We start from the raw sequence: 22,014 nt of genomic DNA, 5'->3' as shown, positions 1-22,014 counted from the left end.
TCAGGCCAGCCCTGCGGCGGCGGCCTTTGACCCCGGCCTCCGTTCATGCGATCCGCAGCGCGAAAATTGCCCACCCATCCGAGGAAGCAGCCATGAAGGCCAACGGCATCGACCTTTCCATCGCGAGCGGCGTCTATGTGATCGCGGCGACGCCGTTCCACGAGGACGGGCGGATCGACGAGAAATCGACGGACTCGATGGTCGATTTCTATCGCGCCTGCGGCTGCGACGGCATGACCATTCTCGGCGTCATGGGCGAGGCGCCGAAGCTCTCCGGTGAGGAATCGGTCGGGATCTCGAAGCAGATCATCAAGCGCGCCGGCCCGTCCATGCCGGTCATTGTCGGCGTCTCCGCGCCGGGCTTCGCGGCCATGAAGTCGCTCGCGCGCACGGTGATGGACGCCGGCGCCGCCGGCGTCATGATCGCGCCGCCCAACACGCTGCGCACCGACGACCAGATCCTCACCTATTACAAGCAGGCGGTGGACGCGATCGGCGACGACATCCCCTTCTGCATCCAGGATTTCCCGCTGACCTTCTCCGTGCAGATGAGCCCGAAGGTCATCCGCTCGATCATTCAGGAACTGCCCTCCTGCGTCATGCTCAAGCATGAGGACTGGCCGGGTCTCGAGAAGATCTCGACGCTGCGCGGCTTCGAGGCCGACGGCTCGCAGCGCCACGTTTCGATCCTCTGCGGCAATGGCGGCCTGTTCCTCGACTTCGAATGCGAGCGCGGCGCCGACGGCGCCATGACCGGCTACGCCTTCCCCGACATGCTGGTCGATGTCGTGAAGCTCCAGAAGGCCGGCAAGCGCGATCAGGCCCACGACCTGTTCGACGCCCATCTGCCGATGATCCGCTACGAGCAGCAGCCGGGCGCGGGCCTCGCTGTGCGCAAGTACCTCCTCAAGAAGCGCGGCGTCATCGCCTCGGAAGCCCAGCGCAAGCCGGGCGCGCCGCTCTCCGCCAAGGCGCGTGCCGAGGTCGACTATCTGTTCGACCGCCTGTCGAAGCTCGACGCCCGCGCCAAGGCCGCGTAAGGCTTTACCGCGCAAAACGAACGGGGGAGGGCGCCATGATTGCCGTGACGCCCTTCCTCGACCTGAACCCGGACGACATCGCCTACAATTTCGTCCGGTCCTCCGGGCCCGGCGGCCAGAACGTCAACAAGGTCGCGACAGCCTGCGAGCTGCGCTTCGACCTTGCGGGCTCCGCCCTGCCGCCCGACGTCAAGGCGCGGCTCGTGCCGCTCGCCGGATCGAGGCTGACCAAGGACGGCGTCATCGTCATCCAGGCCGACCGCTTCCGCTCGCAGGACATGAATCGCGAGGATGCGCTGGCGCGGCTCGTCGAGATGGTCGCCAAGGCTGCCGTCCGGCCGAAGCGCCGCATCGCGACCAGGCCGACGCGAGCCTCGAAGGAGCGGCGGCTGGAGGGCAAGCAGAAGCGCTCCGGCGTCAAGAAGATGCGGCAGGGCAAGCCGGGAATGGATTAGGCCTCACACCAGTCCCGCCGCCTTTGCGATCCTGAACTGCCCGGCAAAGGCCGCGTCCGGCGCCGCCACCTCGCTCGCCATCCCGAGCGCCTCGAACGCCGCCCGATAGCGCGCCGCGAGTTCCTCACCGCCAACGATCAGCACGGGGCCGCCGACACCGGGAGCAAACGACCGCGCCTCGGCGATCTCCGCGCCGATGAGGAGGCCGGACAGCCGCTCCGCCGTCTCGTTGGCCGGGAAGTCTCCGAGCAGCGAGCCGGCCCGCTGCCGGAACAGCTTGCCAAGCAGGCCCGCCCCGTCATCCGCCGCGCCTGTTCGCACGCCAGCCGCGAAGGCTTCCGTGGAGCCCGTCGATTCCGCCGTCGTCAGTTTCAGCACCGTATGGTCCTTGACCGCTGCGAAGACATCTCCGGTCATCGCGGTCCTGAAGCCGATGATGCGCCCACCCGACACACTCACCCATTTCGAATGGGTTCCGGGCATGACCGCGAGCCGCTCGCCGGCAATGCCGAGACCGGCGATCTGCGTTTCCTCGCCGCGCATCACGTCGGGCGCGCCGTCCGCGTGGCGGAAGCTCATGCCGGTGACGAAGGCGATGCGCCGTCCGCCCTTCGTATCGAACCGGCTGAGCGCCGCCGCCAGTTCCGCCGGCCCGGCCGGGCAGGGCAGGTAGGGCGTTTCCAGCCAGCCCGTGCGGCTCGTCACCATGCCGGAGGCGACCACGGACAGCGTCCTGTCCGCGTCCCAGCCGGCCAGCGCCCGTTCCAGCACGCCCTCGAAATCGCGGTTCTCGACGCCGAGCAGGCCCTGCTTGCCGGTGATCCGGTCGAGGATCGCGCCGGTCCCGTCCATCAATGCGGCGCGAAACGAGGTCGTGCCCCAATCCACGCCAATGATCCCGGCGCCGATCCCTGCCGCGCTGCCCATGCTTGTCCCCCGCTCATTCCGCCTCTGCCGCGTCATCCGGCCGCTCTTATGGGTTGTCCCCTTGCATGGGCGGCGCGCGTCGATTTAATCCCGCCCGCAACTATCGTGAAGCCGGCCCTTCCACAGCGCAGATCATCGCTCATGTCTCATGACCTCGCCGTCGCCCGCGCCGCGACCATGAAGCCCATCGCCGCGATCGCCGGGGCCGCGGGCATTCCCGCCGACGCGCTGGAGCCCTATGGTCGCCACATCGCCAAGCTGGACGCTGACTATCTGGCGTCGCTGAAGGACAGGCCGGACGGCAAGCTGATCCTCGTCACCGCCATCAATCCGACGCCGGCGGGAGAGGGCAAGACCACCACCACGGTTGGTCTCGGCGACGGCCTGAACCGTATCGGCAAGCGCACGGTGATCGCGCTGCGCGAGCCCTCGCTCGGGCCGGTCTTCGGCACCAAGGGCGGCGCCACCGGCGGCGGCAAGGCGCAGGTCCTGCCCATGGAGGCGATCAACCTCCATTTCACCGGCGATTTCCACGCCATCACCTCGGCCCACAACCTGCTGGCGGCGCTCGTCGACAACCACGTCTACTGGGGCAATTCGCTCGGCATCGACACGCGCAAGATCGTCTGGCGGCGCGTCATGGACATGAACGATCGCGCACTGCGCGCCATCACCAACGGCCTCGGTGGCGGTGGCAATGGCTATGCCCGCGAGGACGGCTTCGACATCACCGTCGCCTCCGAGGTCATGGCCTGCTTCTGCCTCGCGAACGACCTCGATGACCTCGAAGAGCGGCTCTCCCGCATCGTCGTCGCCTATACCCGCGCGAGGAAGCCGATCACCGCCGGCGACCTCAACGCGGCCGGCGCCATGGCCGTGCTGCTCAAGGACGCCATCCGGCCGAATCTCGTCCAGACCATCGAGGGTTCGCCCGCGCTGATCCATGGCGGCCCCTTCGCCAATATCGCGCACGGCTGCAACTCGGTCATCGCCACCCGCGCGGCCATGAAGCTCGGCGACTACGTGGTGACTGAGGCCGGTTTCGGCGCCGATCTCGGCGCGGAGAAGTTCTTCGACATCAAGTGCCGCAAGGCCGGCCTGAAGCCCGATGCGGCCGTCGTCGTCGCCACCGTCCGCGCGCTGAAGATGAATGGCGGTGTCGCCAAGATCGACCTCGCCCGCGAAAACCTCGACGCGCTCCGCGCCGGCATCGTCAATCTCGGTCGCCACGTCGAGAACGTCCGCGCCTTCGGCCTGCCGGTTGTCGTCGCGATCAACCATTTCACCACCGACACCGAAGCCGAACACCAGCTCATCGCCAACATCTGCCGCGACGAGTTCGGCGTCGAGGCGGTGCAGTGCAGCCACTGGGCGGATGGCGCTGCCGGCGCCGAGGAACTCGCCCGCAAGGTCGTGGAGCTCTGCGAGGGCGGCAAGGCGCATTTCCAGCCAATCTACCCGGATCACATGCCGCTCGCCGGCAAGATCCTGACCATCGCGACGCGCATCTACCGTGCCGCGGAGGTCGCCATCGCGCCCAAGGCGGCGGCGGACCTTGCCGCTTTCGAGGCCGCCGGCTACGGCGACCTGCCGGTCTGCATGGCCAAGACGCAATATTCCTTCTCCGCCGATCCGACCCTGCTCGGCGCGCCGTCCGGCCATGTCGTGCCGGTGCGCGAGGTGCGGCTCGCGGCGGGCGCCGGCTTCGTCGTCGCCATATGCGGGGAGATCATGACCATGCCGGGCCTGCCGAAACTGCCGGCGGCGGAGGGCATCCATCTCAACGAACAGGGCCAGATCGAGGGACTGTTCTAGCCTGCGCTCGGGTGCCAGACCGGCTCAAACCCGTTCCGCAGCGCCGCGATCATCGTTGGTGGGGTCAGCACCGCAGCTGATCCCGATCCTCGCCCTTGGCGGGCACCATAGCCGCCATACGACCAGGGCAGGAGCACATCGCCGCGCACCGCCCACGCCCGGCCATCCCGCGCGATCATCGCGCCGTCCGGCAAGTCCCCGATATCAGCGGCGTGAACCCGCTTGTCCCGCCCGTCCAGCCGCTCGGCATGGAGCACGACATCCATTTCCGGCGCTTTCGGCGGTGCTGGCAAGCCCTTCGCCCTCGCCCATGCCGCCGCGAAGCGCGTCGCATCCGCCCGCCGACACTCGAAACAGGGGCGATGGCCACTCGCGAGCGCCGTCACCTCGTCGAGGAAGAACAGTTCGGTGAAGCCGCTGCCCATCAGCGGCGCGCGCCTACGGCCCTTGAACGACAGCACGCAGCAAATCCATTGCCGGGATGCCCACGGCCGAGCCCCGATGGTCTTGTCGTCGCGGTGGAAGCGGCCGCCCCGGTTGCCGTACATCAGCCCGCGATCGGGCACAGCCGCAATCGCACCGAAGGGATCGACGCGATTGGTGAGCGGCACGGCCGGCCTCAGTAGCGGATGTCGGCGGAGGGCTGGCGTCCCGGCTGCGGCGGCGCGCCGAACAGGCCTTCCAGGAAATTGCGCTGCGGCGGCGGCGCCTGCTGCACCTGCGGCGCGATCTGCGCCGGGGCCTGCGGCGGGCGCTCGGCCGGCCTGACGACGCGCTGCGGCGGCGCGCCCGGCGCATCCCAGCCGTAGATGTCGTCGCGGAACTGCACGGTGCCGTCGGGCGCGGCCCAGCCGGTGAGATAGACCCACGAGACGGGCACGGCCTGCGCGAGGCGCACGTCGCGGCGCTGCGTCTCGGTCATGCCCTCGACCACCTGTTCCTTGGTCCAGCCCTGCGGTGTCAGCAGCCAGGTCACGAAGTCCGAGACGTCGGCGACGCGCACGCAGCCCGACGACAGCGAGCGGCTGTCCGACTGGAACAGCCCGCGCGAGGGCGTGTCGTGCATGAACACCGCTTCCGTGTTCGGCATGTCGATGCGCACGCGTCCCAGCGAATTGCCGGGGCCGGGATCCTGCCTGAGCGTGTAGTTGACGGCCCGCTCGGTGGTCCAGTCGATGGAGGCGGGGTTCACCTCGTTGCCGGAGCGGTCGAGGATGCGCACGCGCATGTTGGCGAGCGTCGCCGCATTGCGCCGCATGCGCGGGATGATGTCGCGCTTGATGATCGAGGTCGGGATCGTCCAGGTCGGATTGAAGTTCACCACTGTCAGGCGGGATTCGACCATCGGCGAGGCATGGGCGGTCTTGCCGACGATGACGACGTGGCGGCGGCGCACGACGCCGCCCTCGACGGCTTCGGCCGCGGCGGCCGGAATGTTGACGATCACGTAGCGCTGGCCGAAGGCGAAGCGGCTGTCGGCGAGCCGCTCCAGCGACTTCTCGAGCGCCCGCACGCGGGCCTCGGCGGGGATGTTGAGCTGGCGGATGGTCGCCGCCGCCACCACCCCGGACGGCAGCAGGCCGACGCGGCGCTGGAAGCGCCTCACCGCCTCGGCGGTGGTCTCGTCGAAGGTCTCGCCCGGCGAGGCTCCGGCACTCAGATCACCCTCGATCGCGAGCCGCTGCTTCAGCAGGGCGACAGGGGCGCCGCGTGCGCCCTTGGCGAGGCGGGTCGCAGCCGGCAGCACGCCCCAGCCGCCCGCCTGGGCGATGCGGCGGTAGCTTTCGAGCGCCCGCTGGGTCGTCGTGACCGTTTGCGGCGCATAGGTCGGCTGCGGATCGGAGGAGATCGCCGTCACGCGCGGGGGCGGCGGCGGGCGCTGCGGGCGGGGCCGCTGCGGCACCGGAGCGGCCTGCTGCTGGCCGTCGGGAGCGGCCGCTGTCGGCGGAGCGGCAGGGATGGAAGGCGCGAGCGCCGGCGGCGGCTCGGCAGAAGCGGCGGGCGCGGCCGGCGTCTGCTCGGCCTGCGGCTGTGTCTGCGCCATCGCATCGGCCATGGCGAACGATGCCGCGGCGCTGAACAGCGCGGCGCGAACGAGCCGGGGAGCGAGAGACGAGATCATGACCGAGGGGAATGCTTCCTGTGGGTTGAGGCACTCTAGCCGTTATCCTTAGCGCAATTAAGGCAAACAATTCCTGAACGTCAGGTCGCCTCAGCCGGCCGCCGCGGCGTCGATGGCGGCCGTCAGGCTCTCGGGGAGCGGGATCGGCCGGCGGTTCGCCGCATCCACATAGACATGGACGAAATGGCCGTGCGCCAGCGTTTCCGGGCCGCCGGCGCGGAAAATGCCGATCTCGTAGCGCAGGCTCGACCGGCCGCGCTCGGCGAAGGCGAGGCCCGCTTCGAGCGGTTCGGGATAGCTCGCGGGCGCGAAGAACGAGCAGCGCGTATCCACGACGAGGCCCATCCAGGGGCCCGTGACCGGCACCAGTCCCGCCTTGTTGATGAGGAAGGCGTTCACCACCGTATCGAAATACGAGTAATAGACGACATTGTTGACGTGGCCGTACTGGTCATTGTCCGACCAGCGGGTCTGGATCGGGGCGAACCAGCGGAAATCGCTGCGGGGACGGGGCAGGGGACGGGCGGACATGGCTCTCCGGCTTCGCTTGCGGTCGATGGCCCGACCAGAACCGATCCGGCAGCTTTTGAAAAGCCTTCAGCTCCCGGCGGGCGCCATCAGCACCGCGGCATCGAGCGGACGGAGGTCCGGCTCCAGCCAGCCGAGCCTTGCCCGTGGCGTGAACAGGCTCTCGCGGCTCCAGAACCGGAAGATGCCCTCCTTGCCGCCGAGCGGGCTGGCGACGAAGCGGTTGACGCGCTCGACCAGGCTGCCGGGCGGATCGTTATCGAGGTGTCGCGCCGCGGCCCAGGCGAAGTAGAACGTCACCGTCTCGTGATAGCCGCGCATGTCGTCGTTCACCCGGCCGACCGCGACGTTGTAGGCGCTGATGCCGTCACGCAGCTGCGGCCTTGCCCTTTCCTCGCCGAATGTCGCGACATGCCAGAGGCCGACCGCGAGATGGGCCTGATGGCTCCAGTCGGCGAAGGGCAGGCTGCGCGCCCGGAATCCCTCGATGACGGCCGTCACGGCAGCCTCGTCGGCGAAGGGCGGAAACGTCTTCTGCGGCGTGTCCATCGCCATGGCGTTGCGCGCTCCGGCTGGCGTCAGCGATTGGGGAAGACGACGAAGCGCGTCATGGCGAAATTGGCGACGAAGGCGAAGCCGATCGGCACGATCGCCGCCAGCGTCAGCGGCAGGTAGCGCACGGCGACGAGGAAGCTCAGGACCTCCACCGTCAGCCCCAGCGTGCCGGACGCGACGAATTTGCCATAGGTGCGCCAGCTCAACCGCCGGCCGCTCTCTGCCGCGAAGGTGATCATGGTGTTGAGCAGGTAGGAATTGGTCACCGCCACCGCCCAGCCGAGCGCCTTGGCGACGCCGAGCGCGACATCGTCCGTCGCCAGCCCGAAACGCGCCAGCACGAACAGCGTCAGCCCCACGGTGACGGCGTAATTGACCACCCCGTTGACGGCGCCGATCAGCCCGAAGGACACGATCTTGCGCGCCTCGCTGACCAGCCGGGCCGCAAGACCGGGGCGCTCGCTGCGATTCTGTTGTCCGTCGTTCATCATGCGGTCGTCGTCTACACGCTTTTCGGTCATCAATCAGCCGAGCCGGTCTGGCAACCCTTCACGCGGCCGTGAACACGGTGCATCATGGTGAACCTTTCCGGGAGCGGCGCGAAGCCGTTGACCACATGACCAGTGACAGGCGCGTGATTGCCTTTCCCGGGGCCGAGCCTCCCTTCGGCCTCACCATTGTCGTTCCGGCCTATAACGAGGCCGAGGCGCTGCCCCATACCCACGCCAAGCTGACCGCCTTCGCGCGCAAGCTGAAGGAGACGCGCGGGCTCGCTGTCGAGATTCTCTACGTCGACGACGGCTCGCGCGACGGCACGGCACTGGTGGCGCAGGGGCTCAAGCCCGACGGCGCGGACGTGCAGGTGGTGTCCTTCTCGCGCAATTTCGGCAAGGAGGCGGCGCTTCTCGCCGGCCTCGATCATGCCCGCTACGGCGCGGTCATCTTCATGGATGCCGACGGCCAGCACCCGACCTCGGTCGCCGAGACGCTGATCTCGCGCTGGCTGGACGATGGCTACGACGTTGTCTTCACCTACAAGGCTCACCGCCGCGACGAGCCGCGCCTGCGCACGCTCTTCGTCAGCGCCTTCTACGGGCTGGTCAATGCCGGCGTGAAGCACAGGATACCCGCCGATGCCGGCGACTTCCGCCTGCTGTCCCCGCGCGCTGCTGCTGCCCTGCGCATGCTCCCGGAGCGCGGCCGGTTCTTCAAGGGCCTGTCGAGCTGGGTCGGTTTCCGCCAGATCGGCATTCCCTACGAGCCTGCCCCGCGCGAGCAGGGCGAGGCCAAGTGGAGTTTCTGGGGCCTCATGACCCTGTCGCTTGAGGGGCTGACCTCGTTCTCCATCGTGCCGCTGCGCATCGCCAGCCTGCTCGGCGCGTTGCTCGCCGCCGCCTCGCTGCTCTATGCGCTGGCCATCGTGGTCGAGACCTTCGTCTTCGGCCATGCCGTTCCCGGCTATCCCTCGCTGTTCGTGGCCGTGACCTTCATCGGCGGCGTTCAGCTGCTGATGATCGGCGTGCTCGGCGAATATATCGGCAAGATCCTGTCGGAGCTGAAGGGGCGCCCGGTCTATCTCGTTGGCGACCAGTCACTGAAGCGGGCGGCCGACCAGCCGGGCGCGCGCGACAGCGGCCCGCTGGCGCAGGGCGACTGACCGACCAGACCATGTCCGTCACCCGATGAAGCGCCTGATCCTCTGCGCCGACGATTACGCGCTCGCGCCGGGCGTCTCGCGCGCCATCCGCGAGCTTGTCGCCGCCGGCCGCCTCAACGCGACCTCGGTGATGACGCCGGGGCCTGACCTCGCAGCCGAGGCGGAGGCGCTGCTGGCCGCCGCGCCGCCCGGCTTCCAGATCGGCCTGCACGTCACCCTTACCGGCGGCCTGACGCCGCTCGCCGCACCGGACCTGCCGGCATTCTGGCCTTCCATCGCGCCGCTGATGGCCGCCGCCTTCCTGCGCCGTCTGGACCGCGCGGCCGTCGCCGCCGAGATCGGGGCGCAGTTCGGCGCGTTCCGGTCGGCCCTCGGCCGGGCGCCCGACTTCGTCGACGGCCACCAGCACGCCCATCTCCTGCCCGGTATCCGCGATCTCGTGCTGGATGCCGCGAAGCGTCACGCTCCCTATGCCTGGGTCCGTCAGTGCCGCGGTCCTCACGGCGCCGGACAGGGCCTCAAGGGCCGGATCATCGCGGGCCTGTCCGGCGGGCTGGCGCGGGCCGCCGCCGCGCGCGGCATCGCCACCAATCCTGCCTTTTCGGGAGCCTATGACTTCGCGCGGGCCGGGACGTTTCCGGCCATCTTCCGCGGCTTCCTGCCGGCGCTGCCCGATGGCAGCCTCGTCATGGTCCATCCCGGCCATGTCGACGCGGCGCTGAAGCGCGTCGACCCCGTTCATGAACCCCGCGAGAGGGAACTCGCCTATCTCGCCGGCGACGCCTTCCCGCAGGACCTCGCGGCCGCCGGGTTTTCGCTCGGCTTGCGCGCCATCAACACCCCGTGAGACCTGCCCGCGATTGTTGCAACGCCACAACGACCTTGGCGCGACGCCACGGATCGGCCATAACTCGCCCCGACAAGGCGGTGTCATGGCGCGCTTCTTCTTCAATCGCAGGGGGGCAGATCCCGAGACGGCCGATGCATCGCGCCGGCTGTCGGCGATGGTCCGCGCCCATCTCGCCCTTTCCGAGGACGACGGCGTCACCGTCAGCGAGATCGCCTGTTCCCATCCCGAATGCGGCGATGCCGAGACGGTGGTGCTGATCATGCGCCTCGGCCGCGCCACCGAGGCGGTGAAGGTGCTGAAGGCCATGCGCCTCGTCACCGAGGAGGATCTGCGGCAGGCTCTGGCCGCCGCGCCCGCCTGAGTCCGGCCTTTCCTTCCCGCATGCCGCGTGATCCATAGTGGCTGCCGCGTCCCGCCCGATTTCCCGACCCGAACCGCTCCCGGTAACGCCCATGCTGCCCATCGCCATCGTCGCAGGACTTGCCGGCGCTCTCGTCGGCGCGAGTTCCCTCGCAGGCCGGCTCGATCTGCCCTGGTGGGTCTATTGCCTGACGCTGGTCGCCGGCGCCGTGGCCTTCCTCGCGCGCTCGACCTCGACCATGGTGCGGGCGATCATCGGCTTCCTCGTCGTCTGGCACCTGTCCGCGCTGGCCTTGCTGCTGGTCAAGGAAGCGGGCGCGCTGCCGGACTATCTCGGCCCCTATCTGCCGACCCGCGCCTCGATCCTGCTGTCCGTCATCTTCGCGTTGGTCGTCTACGGGATTTCCTTCCTCGCCACGATCCGCCAGATCACCCGGCTCGCCGATCCCTTCTTCGAGGCGCGCGACCTTGGCACCGTGGAACTGCCTTTCGGCCTCTCCTTCCGGGTGCAGGAGCGCTATGTCGCCCATGCGCTGCTGTTCATCCTGCTCGCCATCAACATCGCGCAGGTTCTGGCGACCGTCCTGCTCAACCAGTGGAACAACCGCTTCTACACCGCGCTTCAGGAGCGGGCGGAGGCGACCTTCTGGATCGAACTGCGTTACTTCACCATCGTCGCGTTTCTGTGGGTCATCCTCGCCGTCTACGAGCTCTACCTGACCCAGTGGACGCAGATGCGCTGGCGGCGCTGGATGACCGCGCGTCTCGCCAGCCACTGGCTGGCCGATGGCGGCCATTACCGCATGCGGCTGAAGGGCAGCCAGGCCGACAACCCCGACCAGCGCATCGCGGAAGACATCCGCATGTTCACCGACAACACGCTGGCCCTCGTCATCCGCTTCTTCTCGGCGATCCTGTCACTCTACGCCTTCGTGCTGATCCTCTGGGGTCTCTCCGCCAGCTTCCGCTATCAGGTCTTCGGCGTGAACCTGGAATCGATTCCCGGCTATCTCGTCTGGGCCGCGCTCGCCGTCGCCGTGTTCGGCACGGTCTGCGCCCATCTCATCGGCCGCGCGCTGATCGGCATCAATTTCCTGCGCCAGCGCTACGAGGCGGATTTCCGCTACAGCCTCGTCAGGGTGCGTGAAAACGACGAGCAGATCGCCCTGCTCAAGGGCGAGGCCGCCGAGCGTCAGGGCCTTGCCCGCCGCTTCGCCAATGTGGTCGCCAACTGGTTCGACTATATGAAATACACCAAGCGGCTCACCTGGTTCACGACCTTCGTCAACCAGGCCTCGGTGATCTTCCCGTTCGTGATGCTGGCGCCGGCCTATTTCTCCGGCGCGGTCCAGCTCGGTTCGCTGACCCAGACCGCGGGCGCTTTCGGGCGGGTGGAATCCGCGCTGATGATCTTCACCAACCTCTATGCCTCGCTTGCCGACTACAAGTCGGTGATCGACCGCCTCACCGGCTTCGAGGCCTCTGCCGCGTCGGCGAGGGTCGCGCCCGCGCCGTCGATCGCCACCGGGAAGGCGGGCGGGGCGCTGGCCCTGTCCGGCCTGTCGGTCACCCTTCCCGAGGGCAAGGTGCTGGTCTCCGCCCCCGACATCACCGTCAATCCCGGCGAGCGGGTGCTGGTCACCGGCCCCTCGGGCTCCGGCAAGTCGACGCTGTTCCGCGCCATTGCCGGCATCTGGCCGCATGGCTCGGGCAGGGTCGCGACGCCCGAAGGCGCGGACATCATGCTGCTGCCGCAGCGGCCCTATTTCCCGGTTGCGAGCCTGCGCGATGCCGTCACCTATCCGGCCGAGCGCGGTGCCTATGACGATGCCGACATCGTCCGCGCGCTGGAGGCGGTGAACCTCGCGGCCCTCGGCTCGCGCCTCGACGAGGAGGCCGCCTGGCACCAGATCCTGTCGGGCGGCGAGCAGCAGCGCCTCGCGCTTGCCCGCGCCCTGCTGTCGAAGCCGGACTGGCTGTTCCTCGACGAGGCCACCGCCGCCATCGACGAGGCGGGCGAGGCCAACCTCTACGCCGCGATCCGCGAGTGGCTGCCGAACGCCACTATCGTCTCCATCGGTCACCGCTCGACGCTGGCGAATTTCCACGACCGGCGCGTCCATCTCGCCAGGGGCGAGGACGGCGTCCATGTCGCTGCCGACGCGCCGCTGATGGCCATGGCGAAGGCCTGAGGCGCGCCGTGTCGCCGGCGGCCCCGGAGGCGCGGTTCTGATGGACTGGCTGTTCGGAGCCTCATCCCGGCTTGACCGGCGCGACATGATGGCCAGAGCCGTCGGCGCGGGACTGTGCGTTGCCGGACTGGCGCGGGAGGCGTCGGCGCAGGTGCGGTTCTCCGCCTATCCGTTCGCGCTTGGCATTGCCTCGGGCGAGCCGTCGGACGACGGCTTCGTCATCTGGACGCGACTGGCGCCGGAGCCGTTCAACGCGGATGGCGCCATGCCGAACCTGCCGGTCGAGGTATCGTGGGAGGTCGCGGCGGACGAGCAGTTTCGCCGTGTTCTGAGGGCTGGCACGGCGATGGCGGTGCCGGAACTGGCCCACGCCGTCCATGTCGAGGTGGCGGGCCTGCCGCCGGGACGCGTCTGCTTCTACCGCTTCCGGGTCGCCGGCATCGACAGCCCGGTGGGGCGGGCCAGGACGCTGCCACGTCGTGGCGATGATCTCTCCGCGCTGAGCTTCGTCACGGCCGGCTGCCAGCGCTGGGAGCAGGGGCTCTTCACGGCGTGGCGGCGCATTGCCGAGGAGGACATCGCCTTCGTCTTCCACTACGGCGACTACATCTACGAATATGGCCGCGTCGCCGCGGAGCCCGGCGGCCGGCCCGTGATACGCGCCATGCCGGATGGTTTCGGACCGTGCCGGACGCTGGCGGACTACCGGAGGCGCTACGGGCTCTACAAGACCGATCCGGATTTGCAGGCGGCTCACGCTTCCTGTGTGTTCCTGCCGAGCTTTGACGATCATGAGGTCGCCAACAACTGGGCCGGCGACAGCGGCCCGCGCGGCACGGCCTCCGACAGGTTCCTCATCCGTCGGGCGGCGGCTTTTCAGGCCTGGTACGAGCATATGCCGGTCCGTCGTCGCGCCCTCCCGCGGGGTCCCGACCTCGTTGCCTACCGCGCGTTCGGCTTCGGCAGGCTGGCGACCCTGGCGGTTCTGGACACCCGCAGCTTCCGCACGCCGCAACCCTGCGGCGATGGCATTCGCGCCGGGTGCGACGAGGCGCTGGAGGACTCTCGAACCCTGTTGGGAGCGGCGCAGGAAAACTGGCTGGACGGCGTGCTGCGCGCGGGAGGCTCCGTCTGGCAGGTTCTCGCCCAGCAGGTGCTGTTCGCCGCCATGGACTGGAGGTCCTTCGGGCGTTCGACGACACAGGAGCGCCATGCCGGCGACATGGACAAATGGGACGGAGCTGCGGCCGGGCGGGAGCGTGTCCTCGCCATGTTGCGGCGCGTCGAGCGGGCGAATCCGGTCGTATTGACCGGCGATGCTCATATTGGCCTGGCCCTCGACCTGCACCGCGACGGTCGCGATCCCGCATCCCCCTGCATCGGCGTCGAGTTCCTTGCGACATCGATATCGTCGGGGGGCGATGGTCGGGCGCTGCTCCGCAATGATCGAATGCTGCGGGCGGACAACCCTCATCTGAAATTCGCCGGCAACGAGCGCGGCTACTCTCTGCACCGGGTCACGCCCCGGCAATGGCAGGCCGACTTCCGGGTCGTTCCGAAGGTCAGCGTCGCCGGTTCGCCGGTCCTGACCCGCAAGTCTCTGGTGGTCGAGGCGGGACGGCCGGGCCTGGTCGATGCCTGATCAGAACGCCGGCTCGAAGGTGACGGTGCCGCGCAGGCCCGTGAAGGTCATGCCGCGCAGTCCGTGCGGACGCCATGCGCGCGCGCCCTGGATCGCCCAGAAGATCGCTCGTTCCTGCCGGTCGATCTCGCCGCCGCAGCGCCGCTCGATGAAATTGAGCGGGCCGAAGCGGATGTCGCTCGGGCCGGCGCGGCGATAGTCGGCATTGACCGGGTTGCAGCCGCCGAAACCGGTCATGCGGAAGCCGCTCGTGAAGGTGAAGGCGGGACGGTCGGTCGCCACGGGGCGGCGGCCGTTGATTGACACGACGGCGAGGCGCGTGCCGACGGGAAAGCGCTGGTAGAGCATGATCTCGGCGCGCGTCGGCTGGCGTGGGCGCGCCGGTTCGCGGCGGCGCTGGGCTTCGGCGGCATCGACGAAAACAAGACTGGCAAGGCCGGCGGTCGCGGCGATCAGCGCCGCATATCGGATCGATCGGTTCTGCATCGCCCCGACTTAAACGCGGCGGCTTCCCTCCGGCAACCCCCGGAGCGTTTTCGAGCGACGCGGGCGCCGGTTCGCGTGAAGAGAAGCGCGCGATCAGCGTGCAAAACGCAACAAGGCAATAGCACGGAGATTTTCCGCGATCCGGAGAAGAGCGGAAATGCTCCGGGGCCGGGTCAGCCTGCCTTGGCGAGGCCCTCGCGCGCCCAGCCCTCGCGCTTGCGATAGATGGTCGACGGGCTGATCTCCAGCGCCGCCGCCGCGCGCGACAGGTTGCCGTCGAAGGCGGCCAGCGCGTCCTCGATGATCCGCCGCTCCTGCAGCCAGAACGGCTCGACCGCCGGCTTCGCGACCGGCACGGCCGCGATGGCGGCGCGCGGCTGATGCTGCGACCCATGGGCCAGCGCCAGCGGCAGCATCGCCGCCGTCACCCAGTCGCCGTCATGCATGACGACGAGGCGGCGGATGACGTTCTGGAGCTGGCGCACGTTGCCGGGCCACGGGAAGGCCGCGACGATCCGCGCGGCAGCCTCGTCGAAGCCGTGGAAATGGCGGCCCTCTTCCTGCGCGAAGCGGGCGAGGAAGGCTTCCGCCAGCGCCAGCACGTCCGCGCCCCGCTGGCGCAGCGGCGGCAGGTGGATCGGCAGGACGCAGAGCCGGTAATAGAGGTCCTCGCGGAACCGCCCCGCCGCGACATCAGCCAGCGGATCGCGATTGGTGGCGCAGACGAAGCGTACGTCGACCTTGCGGATGCGCGTATCGCCCACCCGGCGCACCTCGCCGGTCTGGATGAAGCGCAGCAGCTTGGTCTGGAGCGCGAGGTCCATCTCGCAGATCTCGTCGAGGAACAGCGTGCCGCCGTCGGCGAGCTCGGCCGCGCCCGCGCGGTCCTCCGTGGCGCCGGTGAAGGCGCCCTTCACATGGCCGAAAATCTCGCTCTCGATCAGGTCCTTCGGGATCGCGCCGCAGTTCAGCGCGACGAATCGTGCGGCGGGCCGGCCGGAGCGGGCGTGCAGCGCCTGCGCGGTCACTTCCTTGCCGGTGCCGCTCTCGCCCGTGACGAAGACCGGGGCCTTCGACGGCGCAATGCGCCGGATCTGCTCGTAGGCGGCCTTCATCGGGCCGGAGGCGCCGATGAAGCCTTCGAAATCGGGCTGCGTCCGGCGCTGGGGCACGACAGGGCGGGCCTTGGCCTCGCTCTCGATCAGCAGGGTTGCGCGACGGACGAGGTCGGCCCCCGCGACAGGCTTCACGGCGACGTCGCTTGCGCCCGCGCGCATGGCCTCGACGGCGACGGTGAGCGACCCGCGCGCGCTGGTGGCGAGGATCGGTCCCTCATAGCCGGAAAAGCGGATGGTCTCGATGAGCCCGGGGTCGGTCGCGGGACCCTGGTCGAGGCAGGCGACGACGAGGTCGGGTTCGGAGCGGTCGAGCGCCGCGAGCGCCGCATCCTCGTCGCTCGCCTCCATGCAGCGCGCGAACCCCGAAAGCGCCTGCAGGGCCATGCGCCGCGCGGCCGGATCGGCATCGATGACGAGAACGCGACGCGCTGGTCCTTCTGGACCCAATTCATGCGGCATGGCCGGGCGACCCCTCACGCGGACCGTGGATATGTGGCCGCTGACTGTGCGCGAACAGGGTAAATGCCGGGTTTCGACAATCCTTCCAAAGTGTTCGGAAACGTCCCGAAACGAAACGGGCCCGCGCGTGGCGGGCCCGTGGAGTGGTAATCGGCGGCAGTTCGAGTCGGCGTGCCGGTCAGAGCCGGCCGCCCTCGCCGCCCGGGCCGCGCCGCTGGCCGTCATCGCCGCCGCGACCCCAGCGATGCATCATGCCCGGACCACCCATCATGCCCGGTCCGCCCATCATGCCGCCGCGCCGCATCAGGATGCGCTCGGCGCGGCGCTTCTGGCTCTCGTCCAGCGAGGCGTAGAGCGGCGCGCCGGCATCGGCGATCTTCTTCATCACGGCGGCCTGGGCGGTCATTCGCTCGGAGGCCGCGCGCAGGCGTTGGATCGGGTCGGGACGGGCCGCGTCGCGGTTTTCACGCATCTCGCGCCAGCGTTGCATGCGCTCGGTCATCCGCTGGGCGCGCAGGGCCGCGCCCTCGCGCAGCGCCGCCTCGAAGGCGGGCCAGTGACGCTCCTGCTCGGGCGTCAGCCGCAGCACGGCCTTGAGCCCCGCTATGCGGGCATCGAGGAAGGCCGCGCGGTCCTCCGGCGACATCTGCATCATGCGGCCGAACCGGCCCGGGCGATCGGGGTTGCCTGCTGCGGGCGGGCCACCGGGGCCGGGAGGCGGCGGCGTCTGCGCCACGGCGACGGCGGCGGTGACCATGGTGGCCAGCACGCCCGCGACAATGATCTTGGTCCTCATGGGTCGGTCTCCGGAAAAGCGTTCGCCCCCGAACAGCAGTCGGGAGAATCTACGCCGGCTCTGGCCGGAACCCGAGTTAAACTTCGTTCATGTGGCGGCCGCCGGCCCGGCCCTCAGGCTCCGGCCTGCGGCTTGCGGCCGAAATCGGCGAACAGCTTCTCGAGCTGCGCCAGCTGCTGGTCCTGCATGTCGCGCCCGGTCTCGAACAGGCGTCCCATCGTCGCCGTCCAGGTGTCGGCCGCCTGCTGGCCGATCGTCCTCGGGCCAGAGGCCTCGCCCGCCGGCTGCGGATTGGTCAGCGAGCCGTTGAGCAGTGGATTGGCCGCCTGCATCTGGCGCGACAGTTCGACAAGCTGGTCGAGCCCGGGCAGGCCGCCGATGCCGGCCGCTGGCTTGGCCGCGCCGCCGAAGAAATTGGTGAACATGCCCATCATCCCGCCGACGGGATCGGCCGTGCCCGGCGCCATGGGCGGCATCAGCCGCGCGATGGTCTGCGTGATGAGGTCGCCGAGCGGGTTCTGCCCGCTCATGCCCCCCTTCATCAGGCCGCCCATCAACAGCGAGGCCATCATCGGCATGACCTGCTTCATCATCTCCTGGCCCATGCCGGTCGCCATCGCGGTCTGCTGGGCGATGGCCTGGGTGAGGTCCTGGGAGCCGAAGATGCGCGTCAGTGCCTGCTGGCCCGCCGTGATCATCGACTGGCCGGCGGCCAGCGGGTTCTCGAACATCTGCGCGTAGTTCGGCCCGCTGGTGAACAGGCCGAACAGGTTCGCCATGTCGGCCGGCGACTGGGTCGCGCGATTGAGCCCCAGCGAGAAGGCCGGCAGCAGCGCGTTCATCGCCGTCCTGATCTGGTCGGGCGCCATGCCGAGCTGGCGGGAGAGGGCGTCGAAACCCTGATTATTCTGGGCCTGCGCCAGGATATCGGCGAGATTGAACATGGTCGGCGCTCCCATCGCTTCGGGCCGGCCGGCCCGCCGGCCGATTCTTCAGCCCTTGGAATGCATCTAACCATGCCGTCGCCGGCCCGTCACGAGCCGGCGGTGGCCCCCTTTCCGGAGGTGAAGGGCGACTGCGCCGAGGGCGAGGCCGGCGGCAGAGGCGGTTCGTCCGGCGCGCGCAGGGCGATCCTGTCGATCACCCGGAAGCAGACGATCATCGACAGGATCGCGAACAGGATGCCGCCCACCGCCTGCCCGGCGATGATGCCCTCCGCGCCGCGCGCCGGACCCATCAGCCAGGCGCCGCCATAGGCGAAGGGGATGGTGCCGACGGTCGCCCGCCCCCAGTTGAGCGCGGTCGAGTAGGTCGGAAATCCGAGATTGTTGAAGGCGGCGTTGCCGACGAACACCGCGCCGTTGAAAGCCCAGCCGAGCGAGGCATAGACGCAGAAGAAGCTGATCACCGCCGCCGCGCCGCCGGTCGCGTCGAACAGCGCCACGATATGCGGAGACAGCGCCATCAGCGCCAGCCAGACCGCTATGCCGTAGAGACTGAGGAAGATCAGCGAGTCGACCAGCGTCTGGCGGACGCGCGAGAACAGCCGCGCGCCGACATTCTGGCCCATGATCGGGCCGACCGAGCCGGACAGCGCGAAGAAGGCGCCGAAGGCGACCGGCACCAGCCGTCCGAGCACCGCCCATCCGGCCACGGCGCTGTCGCCGTAGCGGGCGATCATCGCCGTGACGACACCGTTGCCGACCGGCGTCGCGATGTTGGTGAGCACGGCCGGCACTGCGATGCCGGCGAGCGGGCGGATGTCGGCGGCGATGCCGGCGAGCGTCGGGCGCGTGGTCAGCCGGTGGACATAGGTCACGCCATGCAGGCCGATCGCCGCCATGGCCATTCGCGAGATGATGGAGGTGATCGCCGCGCCGTCCACGCCGAGACCGAGGGCGAAGATCAGGATCGGATCGAGGATGGCGGTCACCACGCCGCCGGCCAGCGTCACCCACATGGCGCGCTGGGCGTCGCCGACCGCGCGCAGGATCGACGAATACATCATGCCGAGGCCGAGAAAGCCGGTCGCCGGCATGACGAACCACAGGAAGCGGTCGGCGATAGCGAGCGTGCGGCCGGTCGCGCCGATCAGGCCGAGCAGCTTCGCCGAGAACGGCAGGAGGCAGAGCGACAGCGCGGTCATGCTGATGGCGACGAGCAACAGGCTCGACGTGCCGATCCTTCGGGCCTTCTCGCGGTCGCCGGCGCCGAGAGCGCGGGCCACCAGCGCCGTGCCGGCAATCGACAGGCCGATGGAAAAGGAAGTCAGGAAGAACAGCAGCGTCCCGGCATAGCCGATGGCCGCCGCCAGCTCCTGCTCGCCGAGCTGGGCGATGTAGAACAGGTTCAGGAGATCGACGACGAAGATCGCCACCAGGCCGATCGAGCCGGTCGCGGTCATGACGATGACATGGCGCATCGTCGAGCCCTGGGTGAACTTGGCCGGCACGCCGCCGGCTGCTGGCCGGTTCATCCCGAATACCGCGTCTCGTCGGACAGCACGTCTTCCGCCTCGGCATTGAGCGCCGTCGCCTTGCGCACCGGCTGGGTCAGCGGCGCCGGCTGCACCTGCTGGTGCATCAGGTGGCGGCCCGCCTGGATGCCCTCGTGCATTTGCAGTTCGAGCCGCGCGGCGTCGCGCTTGCGCAGATCGGCGATGATCTGCCGCGCGATCTCGCGGTCGATGCCCAGCGTCACCAGCGCCTCGCGGCCGAAGATCAGCGCGCTTTCGACCACCTCGCGGATCTCGAAATCGACGCCCTCCTCGCGCAGCTTGAGCGTCTGCTGCCGGTCGAAGGAGCGCACGAACAGCTTGGCGAAGGGGAACTCGGCCTTGATCAGCTCGACGATGTGCCCGGACGCTTCCGGCTTGTCGACGCAGACGCAGATCATACGGGCCCGGCCGGCCCCCGCCGCGCGCAGCACGTCGAGCCGCGTTCCGTCGCCATAATAGATGCGGAAGCCGAAATTGCCGGCCGCCTGGATCATCTCGACATCATTGTCGATGATCGTCACTTCGGCGCGCTCGGCGAGCAGCGCCTGCGACACGACCTGGCCGAACCGTCCGAAGCCGATCAGCAGCACCTCGCCGGAGAGACCGTCGGCGACTTCGAGGCCGTCGGCCGATGGCGTTTCGGCTGGCAGGACGTATTTGAGGCCGATCAGCGCGAGCGGGGTCAGCACCATGGAGATGATGACGATGGCGGTCAGCACCGCATTGGCCTGTCCGTCGATCAGGCCGGTCCCAAGCGCGGCGGAATAGAGCACGAAGGCGAACTCGCCGCCCTGCGCCATCATGATCGTGCGTTCCAGCGCCTCAGCGTGGCTGGAGCGCAGCACGCGAGCGACCAGATAGATGCCGATGGCCTTCGCGATCATGTAGGCGAAGACATAGACGGCGACGAGCCGCCAGTTGGCGGCGACCACCGACACGTCGAGCGACATGCCGACCGCCATGAAGAACAGGCCGAGCAGGATGCCGCGGAACGGCTCGACGTCGGCCTCGAGCTGGTGGCGGAAGGTCGATTCGGACAGCAGCACGCCGGCGAGGAAGGCGCCCATGGCCATGGACAGCCCGCCGACCTGCAGCGCCAGCGCCGAGCCGAGCACGACCAGCAGCGCCGCCGCCGTCATCACCTCGCGCGCGCCGTAGGCCGCGAGGAAGCGGAACATCGGATTGAGCAGGTAGCGGCCGGCGAGGACCAGCGCGGCGATGGACCCGAGGCCGACCGCCACTGCCGTCAGGCGCGAGACGATGTCCGAGCCGGCGCCGCCGGTGACGGCTGGCGCGAGGAAGGCGACCAGCGCCAGCAGCGGCACGATGGCGAGGTCTTCCAGAAGCAGGATCGAGACCATCTTCTGGCCCGGCGGCGTGTTCAGCTCGCCGCGCTCCTCCAGGGTCTGCATGACGATGGCGGTCGAGGTCATCACGAAGCCGGCGCCCGCCACGAAGGACACCGTCAGGGGAAATCCGCCTGCGACGCCGACCAGCGTCAGCAGCGCCGCGCAGACGCCGACCTGCAACAGGCCGAGCCCGAAAATCTGTTTCCTCAGGCCCCAGAGCTTCGACGGTCGCATTTCCAGCCCGATGATGAACAGGAACATGACCACGCCGAGTTCGGCGACGTGCAGGATCGTCGAGGCGTCGCTGACAAGCGCCAGACCGAAGGGGCCGACCGCGAGGCCCGCGGCGAGATAGCCGAGGATCGAGCCAAGCTGCATCTTCCTGAACAGCGGGACGGCGACGACGGCCGCGGCAAGCAGCGTGACGGCGGGGACGACGAAGGCGGTGGGGGAGTGAACGTCGGCCATGCGCTCGCGGAACGGTCGGAGGAGATAGCTCTCTTAATCTATGCCGCACTTTTCGATGCAACACCCGCAAGTTCTCAAGCGTGCGATGTCGGCCGCGACTAGATGCCAAAAAACAACAGGTCGATTGCGCGGGCGATGGAGCCGCGGTCGGCGGCGAGCGAGCCGACCGGAGACTTCAGGCGGCGGCGCGGCAAGGGTGCCAGTTCATCCATGAGGACATGAAACGGCAGGCCTTTCACGTGCACGCGCGGGTGCAGGATCAATGTCTGGGCCAGATCTCCCGCCGGTATCAACGGCGCGCAAAGGACGAGTTCGGTGTCGTCGATCAGGTCCGCCTGCAATATGACGATATAGGGACGCGTGCCGCGCGAGCTTGCCGGATTCGGGAGGACGTCGAACTGATTGGCCACGGCAGGCTACCAGGGCCTGAATTCTTCGGCCCAGAGCCCGTTCTTCCGAATTTCCTCGTTATGCGCCTCGATCGCCGCGCGGTTCTCTTCCTTCCAGCGTCGGGCTCGTTCCGCGCGGACGGCCTCGGACAGTTTCTCTTCCACGAACTGTGACAGGTTGAGGCCCTGCGCCTTCGCCTCCTCGACGAGATCGGCCGAGAGCGAGAGATTCACGGCGCGCTTGGCCGACGGCACTTTGCGATGCAGGCGATCCAGCATGCCTCGCTCCCCTTCTGGCCCGGTCATGCG

General features: G+C 69.0%; 22 protein-coding genes. 8 read left to right on the top strand and 14 right to left on the bottom strand.

What is annotated here, in order from left to right:
* Window positions 1-92: 92 nt before the first annotated feature.
* Together JNK84_RS09220 and arfB are read left to right on the top strand one after the other, a co-directional pair.
* Complete coding sequence (locus tag JNK84_RS09220) at window positions 93-1,040, top strand: dihydrodipicolinate synthase family protein (protein WP_293423224.1); 948 nt, start codon at window positions 93-95, stop codon at window positions 1,038-1,040.
* A 35-nt stretch (window positions 1,041-1,075) separates the two neighbouring features.
* On the top strand, window positions 1,076-1,495 hold the full coding sequence (gene arfB, locus JNK84_RS09215) for an alternative ribosome rescue aminoacyl-tRNA hydrolase ArfB (RefSeq protein ID WP_293423222.1): 420 nt from the start codon (window positions 1,076-1,078) through the stop codon (window positions 1,493-1,495).
* A 3-nt stretch (window positions 1,496-1,498) separates the two neighbouring features.
* Here the strand turns inward: arfB and JNK84_RS09210 are convergent, their stop codons facing one another.
* On the bottom strand, window positions 1,499-2,422 hold the full coding sequence (locus JNK84_RS09210) for a 2-dehydro-3-deoxygalactonokinase (protein ID WP_293423220.1): 924 nt from the start codon (window positions 2,420-2,422) through the stop codon (window positions 1,499-1,501).
* Between the two features lie 141 nt (window positions 2,423-2,563).
* Between JNK84_RS09210 and JNK84_RS09205 the strand changes: the two genes are divergently transcribed.
* Window positions 2,564-4,237 (top strand): formate--tetrahydrofolate ligase, encoded by a 1,674-nt coding sequence (locus tag JNK84_RS09205; protein ID WP_293423218.1) that lies wholly within the window; start codon window positions 2,564-2,566, stop codon window positions 4,235-4,237.
* Here JNK84_RS09205 and JNK84_RS09200 read toward each other — a convergent pair.
* The 5 genes from JNK84_RS09200 to JNK84_RS09180 all read right to left on the bottom strand — a co-directional run bounded on the left by JNK84_RS09200 (window position 4,234) and on the right by JNK84_RS09180 (window position 7,930).
* Window positions 4,234-4,848, bottom strand: coding sequence for a hypothetical protein (locus tag JNK84_RS09200; protein WP_293423216.1), 615 nt, complete (start codon window positions 4,846-4,848; stop codon window positions 4,234-4,236). The genes JNK84_RS09205 and JNK84_RS09200 overlap by 4 nt on opposite strands.
* Before the next feature lie 8 nt (window positions 4,849-4,856).
* The gene (locus JNK84_RS09195) at window positions 4,857-6,359 is read right to left on the bottom strand and encodes a L,D-transpeptidase family protein (RefSeq protein WP_293423214.1); all 1,503 of its coding nucleotides are present in this window, start codon (window positions 6,357-6,359) and stop codon (window positions 4,857-4,859) included.
* Window positions 6,360-6,449: 90 nt separating this feature from the next.
* Window positions 6,450-6,890 carry an acyl-CoA thioesterase gene (locus JNK84_RS09190; protein ID WP_293423212.1) on the bottom strand — a complete coding sequence of 147 codons (441 nt, stop codon included), beginning with the start codon at window positions 6,888-6,890 and terminating at the stop codon, window positions 6,450-6,452.
* A 66-nt stretch (window positions 6,891-6,956) separates the two neighbouring features.
* The gene (locus JNK84_RS09185) at window positions 6,957-7,442 is read right to left on the bottom strand and encodes a hypothetical protein (protein WP_293423210.1); all 486 of its coding nucleotides are present in this window, start codon (window positions 7,440-7,442) and stop codon (window positions 6,957-6,959) included.
* Between the two features lie 23 nt (window positions 7,443-7,465).
* Complete coding sequence (locus tag JNK84_RS09180) at window positions 7,466-7,930, bottom strand: GtrA family protein (protein ID WP_293423208.1); 465 nt, start codon at window positions 7,928-7,930, stop codon at window positions 7,466-7,468.
* A gap of 128 nt (window positions 7,931-8,058) precedes the next feature.
* Here JNK84_RS09180 and JNK84_RS09175 point away from each other — a divergent pair, with 128 nt between their 5' ends.
* The 5 genes from JNK84_RS09175 to JNK84_RS09155 all read left to right on the top strand — a co-directional run bounded on the left by JNK84_RS09175 (window position 8,059) and on the right by JNK84_RS09155 (window position 14,143).
* On the top strand, window positions 8,059-9,099 hold the full coding sequence (locus JNK84_RS09175; RefSeq protein WP_293423206.1) for a glycosyltransferase family 2 protein: 1,041 nt from the start codon (window positions 8,059-8,061) through the stop codon (window positions 9,097-9,099).
* Window positions 9,100-9,124: 25 nt separating this feature from the next.
* Entirely contained in the window at window positions 9,125-9,946 is an 822-nt protein-coding gene (locus tag JNK84_RS09170) for a ChbG/HpnK family deacetylase (protein ID WP_293423204.1), read from the top strand.
* 85 nt (window positions 9,947-10,031) lie between these two features.
* Window positions 10,032-10,310, top strand: coding sequence for a hypothetical protein (locus tag JNK84_RS09165; RefSeq protein ID WP_293423201.1), 279 nt, complete (start codon window positions 10,032-10,034; stop codon window positions 10,308-10,310).
* Window positions 10,311-10,401: 91 nt separating this feature from the next.
* Window positions 10,402-12,501, top strand: coding sequence for an ABC transporter ATP-binding protein/permease (locus JNK84_RS09160; RefSeq protein WP_293423197.1), 2,100 nt, complete (start codon window positions 10,402-10,404; stop codon window positions 12,499-12,501).
* A gap of 40 nt (window positions 12,502-12,541) precedes the next feature.
* On the top strand, window positions 12,542-14,143 hold the full coding sequence (locus JNK84_RS09155; RefSeq protein WP_293423194.1) for an alkaline phosphatase D family protein: 1,602 nt from the start codon (window positions 12,542-12,544) through the stop codon (window positions 14,141-14,143).
* On the opposite strand, the gene JNK84_RS09150 is transcribed toward JNK84_RS09155, so the two are convergent.
* The 8 genes from JNK84_RS09150 to JNK84_RS09115 all read right to left on the bottom strand — a co-directional run bounded on the left by JNK84_RS09150 (window position 14,144) and on the right by JNK84_RS09115 (window position 21,984).
* Window positions 14,144-14,629: an META domain-containing protein gene (locus JNK84_RS09150; RefSeq protein ID WP_293423191.1), complete on the bottom strand. Its 486-nt coding sequence runs from the start codon at window positions 14,627-14,629 to the stop codon at window positions 14,144-14,146.
* A 173-nt stretch (window positions 14,630-14,802) separates the two neighbouring features.
* A complete protein-coding gene (locus JNK84_RS09145) occupies window positions 14,803-16,206 on the bottom strand; it encodes a sigma-54-dependent transcriptional regulator (protein ID WP_293423188.1) in 1,404 nt (467 codons plus the stop codon).
* Window positions 16,207-16,384: 178 nt separating this feature from the next.
* On the bottom strand, window positions 16,385-17,002 hold the full coding sequence (locus JNK84_RS09140; RefSeq protein ID WP_293423185.1) for a Spy/CpxP family protein refolding chaperone: 618 nt from the start codon (window positions 17,000-17,002) through the stop codon (window positions 16,385-16,387).
* Window positions 17,003-17,115: 113 nt separating this feature from the next.
* Window positions 17,116-17,946, bottom strand: a complete 831-nt coding sequence (locus JNK84_RS09135) for a DUF937 domain-containing protein (RefSeq protein ID WP_293423182.1) — start codon at window positions 17,944-17,946, stop codon at window positions 17,116-17,118.
* A gap of 89 nt (window positions 17,947-18,035) precedes the next feature.
* Window positions 18,036-19,478 (bottom strand): MATE family efflux transporter, encoded by a 1,443-nt coding sequence (locus tag JNK84_RS09130; RefSeq protein ID WP_293423179.1) that lies wholly within the window; start codon window positions 19,476-19,478, stop codon window positions 18,036-18,038.
* On the bottom strand, window positions 19,475-21,316 hold the full coding sequence (locus JNK84_RS09125) for a monovalent cation:proton antiporter-2 (CPA2) family protein (RefSeq protein ID WP_293423176.1): 1,842 nt from the start codon (window positions 21,314-21,316) through the stop codon (window positions 19,475-19,477). Before JNK84_RS09125 ends, JNK84_RS09130 begins: the two co-directional genes overlap by 4 nt.
* Window positions 21,317-21,414: 98 nt before the next feature.
* Window positions 21,415-21,726: a CcdB family protein gene (locus JNK84_RS09120; protein WP_293423173.1), complete on the bottom strand. Its 312-nt coding sequence runs from the start codon at window positions 21,724-21,726 to the stop codon at window positions 21,415-21,417.
* A gap of 6 nt (window positions 21,727-21,732) precedes the next feature.
* Complete coding sequence (locus tag JNK84_RS09115) at window positions 21,733-21,984, bottom strand: type II toxin-antitoxin system CcdA family antitoxin (RefSeq protein WP_293423170.1); 252 nt, start codon at window positions 21,982-21,984, stop codon at window positions 21,733-21,735.
* Window positions 21,985-22,014 lie beyond the last annotated feature (30 nt).

This window comes from Phreatobacter sp. (genome assembly GCF_016793595.1).
In the GTDB taxonomy this organism is placed as follows: domain Bacteria; phylum Pseudomonadota; class Alphaproteobacteria; order Rhizobiales; family Phreatobacteraceae; genus Phreatobacter.
Note: the sequence above shows the minus strand (reverse complement) of the source record. Positions and strands in the feature narration are given on the sequence as shown.